At 55.0% G+C, this 3,274-nt stretch carries 1 rRNA gene; it reads right to left on the reverse strand.

Annotation, left to right across the window (positions count from 1 at the left end):
- Positions 1 to 73: 73 nt before the first annotated feature.
- Positions 74 to 3,229: ribosomal RNA gene (locus tag J1M81_RS12220) — 23S ribosomal RNA — on the reverse strand.
- Between the last annotated feature and the right edge of the window lie 45 nt (positions 3,230 to 3,274).

The raw sequence follows: 3,274 nt of genomic DNA on the forward strand, positions 1-3,274 counted from the left end.
TGTATTCGGTTGTGTTACTGAACAACTACTCGTGTGTTGTTTCAGATATTGCACAGTGGACGCGTAGCTTCTTTGTGGTAAGTCCTCGGCCTATTAGTACCAGTCACCTGCATACATTGCTGTACTTCCAGTTCTGGCCTATCAACCCGGTGGTCTGCCGGGGGCCTTACCCCCTCGAGGGGGTGAGAAACCTCATCTTGGAACAGGCTTCCCGCTTAGATGCTTTCAGCGGTTATCCCTTCCGAACGTAGCCAACCAGCGGTGCTCCTGGTGGAACAACTGGCACACCAGAGGTTCGTCCGTCCCGGTCCTCTCGTACTAGGGACAGCCTTCCTCAAGTTTCTTACGCGCGCGGCGGATAGAGACCGAACTGTCTCACGACGTTCTAAACCCAGCTCGCGTGCCGCTTTAATGGGCGAACAGCCCAACCCTTGGGACCTACTCCAGCCCCAGGATGCGACGAGCCGACATCGAGGTGCCAAACCATCCCGTCGATATGGACTCTTGGGGAAGATCAGCCTGTTATCCCCGGGGTACCTTTTATCCGTTGAGCGACACCGCTTCCACTTGCCGGTGCCGGATCACTAGTCCCGACTTTCGTCCCTGCTCGACTTGTCAGTCTCACAGTCAAGCTCCCTTGTGCACTTGCACTCGACACCTGATTGCCAACCAGGCTGAGGGAACCTTTGGGCGCCTCCGTTACATTTTAGGAGGCAACCGCCCCAGTTAAACTACCCACCAGGCACTGTCCCTGAACCAGATCATGGTCCGAGGTTGAGGTATCCAATACGATCAGAGTGGTATTTCAACAACGACTCCACAGTAACTGGCGTCACCGCTTCACAGTCTCCCACCTATCCTACACAAACCGAACCGAACACCAATACCAAGCTGTAGTGAAGGTCCCGGGGTCTTTTCGTCCTGCCGCGCGTAACGAGCATCTTTACTCGTAATGCAATTTCGCCGAGTCTATGGTTGAGACAGCTGAGAAGTCGTTACGCCATTCGTGCAGGTCGGAACTTACCCGACAAGGAATTTCGCTACCTTAGGATGGTTATAGTTACCACCGCCGTTTACTGGGGCTTAAATTCTCAGCTTCGCCATCACTGGCTAACCGGTCCTCTTAACCTTCCAGCACCGGGCAGGCGTCAGTCCGTATACATCGTCTTACGACTTCGCACGGACCTGTGTTTTTAGTAAACAGTCGCTTCTCACTGGTCTCTGCGGCCCACACCAGCTCAGGAAGCACGTTCCATCACCGGCAGGGGCCCCCCTTCTCCCGAAGTTACGGGGGCATTTTGCCGAGTTCCTTAACCATAGTTATCTCGATCGCCTTAGTATTCTCTACCTGACCACCTGTGTCGGTTTGGGGTACGGGCCGTGTAACAACTCACTAGAGGCTTTTCTCGGCAGCATAGGATCACTGAATTCGCCTCAATCGGCTACGCATCACCTCTCAGGCTTATATGAACGGCGGATTTGCCTACCGTTCGCCCTACAGGCTTACACCAGTACAACCACTGACTGGCCCAGCTACCTTCCTGCGTCACCCCATCGCTTGGCTACTACCAGATCAGGTCCCACGCATCCACCACACGCCGGCCACCCGAAGGCGGCAAGTCATATGGATTCAGGGTGGTTAGTGTCACTGATTCACCATGGGCGCGGTTACACGGGTACGGGAATATCAACCCGTTGTCCATCGGCTACGCCTGTCGGCCTCGTCTTAGGTCCCGACTCACCCTGGGCGGATTAACCTGGCCCAGGAACCCTTGGTCATTCGGCGGACGAGTTTCTCACTCGTCTTTCGCTACTCATGCCTGCATTCTCACTCGCGCAGCCTCCACACCTGGATCACTCCGATGCTTCCATGGCTGCACGACGCTCCCCTACCCACCCACACACCTGCACACAGATCCGCAGACCTGAATGGGGCTATTGTGTGAGTGCCGCAGCTTCGGTGGTGTACTTGAGCCCCGCTACATTGTCGGCGCAGGATCACTTGACCAGTGAGCTATTACGCACTCTTTCAAGGGTGGCTGCTTCTAAGCCAACCTCCTGGTTGTCTTCGCGACCCCACATCCTTTTCCACTTAGTACACGCTTAGGGACCTTAGCTGGCGATCTGGGCTGTTTCCCTCTCGACTACGAACCTTATCGCCCGCAGTCTCACTGCCACGCTCTCACTCACCGGCATTCGGAGTTTGGCTGATTTCGGTAAGCTTGTAGGCCCCCTAGACCATCCAGTAGCTCTACCTCCGGTGAGAAACACGTGACGCTGCACCTAAATGCATTTCGGGGAGAACCAGCTATCACGGAGTTTGATTGGCCTTTCACCCCTACCCACAACTCATCCCCTCAGTTTTCAACCTAAGTGGGTTCGGTCCTCCACGACGTCTTACCGTCGCTTCAACCTGGCCATGGGTAGATCACTCCGCTTCGGGTCTAGAACACGCCACTACACCACCCAAGGTGGATACGCCCTATTCGGACTCGCTTTCGCTACGGCTACCCCACACGGGTTAACCTCGCGACATGCCACTAACTCGCAGGCTCATTCTTCAAAAGGCACGCCATCACCAGCCATGACAAGTCATGCACCGGCTTTGACGGATTGTAAGCGCACGGTTTCAGGTACTATTTCACTCCCCTCCCGGGGTACTTTTCACCTTTCCCTCACGGTACTAGTCCGCTATCGGTCACCAGGGAGTATTCAGGCTTATCGGGTGGTCCCGACAGATTCACAGCAGATTTCACGGGCCCGCTGCTACTTGGGTATCCACAACGACAGTTGCAATGTTTTCGTCTACGGGACTCTCACCCTCTACGACAGGCCGTTCCAGACCACTTCGACTAACACCACAATTTCTCACTGTCGGCCGATCCGGCAGAATCGACAATGCAAACCCCACAACCCTCCATACGCAACCCCTGCCGGGTATCACACGCACAAAGTTTGGCCTCATCCGCTTTCGCTCGCCACTACTCACGGAATCACTATTGTTTTCTCTTCCTGTGGGTACTGAGATGTTTCACTTCCCCACGTTCCCTCCACACACCCTATATATTCAGATGCGGGTAACACGACATCACTCGTGCTGGGTTTCCCCATTCGGACACCCTCGGATCACAGCTCGGTTGACAGCTCCCCGAGGCTTATCGCAGCCTCCTACGTCCTTCATCGGCTCCTGGTGCCAAGGCATCCACCGTACGCTCTTCATTACTTACAACAAAGATGCTCGCGTCCACTGTGCAATTCTCAAACAACACACACA

The sequence above is a fragment of the Rhodococcus sp. KRD175 genome, from assembly GCF_017168275.1.
GTDB lineage: Bacteria > Actinomycetota > Actinomycetes > Mycobacteriales > Mycobacteriaceae > Rhodococcoides > Rhodococcoides fascians.